General features: G+C 30.9%; 2 pseudogenes. Both read right to left on the reverse strand.

What is annotated here, in order from left to right:
• Positions 1-225 (reverse strand): annotated as a pseudogene (locus KH893_RS11860) (hypothetical protein); the annotation flags it as partial.
• A gap of 15 nt (positions 226-240) precedes the next feature.
• Positions 241-475: pseudogene (locus KH893_RS11865) on the reverse strand (QueT transporter family protein); the annotation flags it as partial.

A 475-nucleotide genomic window follows, 5' to 3' on the forward strand; every position in this document is an offset into this window, starting at 1 on the left:
TTGTTGAGCTTGTTGAGCTTGTTGAGCAGTTTGACCAAATGTGAAACTATCAATTGCTTTTTCATCATTGTCTACATGATTAATTGATATTGGTGAACTTTCTTTTTTGTCAACAACTGGTTTTTTTATTTCTTCATGAGAACTTTTTTTTGTTTCAGGATTATTTGTTTCGCCAACTTCTTTTTTTCCAATGATAATCCTATGTAAAGCAGCTGTAAATTTCATATTCTAATTATCCTATCATTTTGTTAAATTAATAGTTTTGGAAACAGCATAGATAACAATTGAGCCAACGATCATTGAAGCTAATTCACTAATGAAAAGCATACCGTAAGTTAACCAGAAACTCCCATCAGCGAATTTAGGGAAGAAAATGACTAATTCGGCAGCAATCCAGAACATGAACAAACTAACGATTAAAGTTGAAGCAACGAATTTTAGTGGTACATTTTTTATTTTTTGAGTGACTGTATAA

The organism is Liquorilactobacillus sicerae (assembly GCF_029916425.1).
In the GTDB taxonomy this organism is placed as follows: domain Bacteria; phylum Bacillota; class Bacilli; order Lactobacillales; family Lactobacillaceae; genus Liquorilactobacillus; species Liquorilactobacillus sicerae.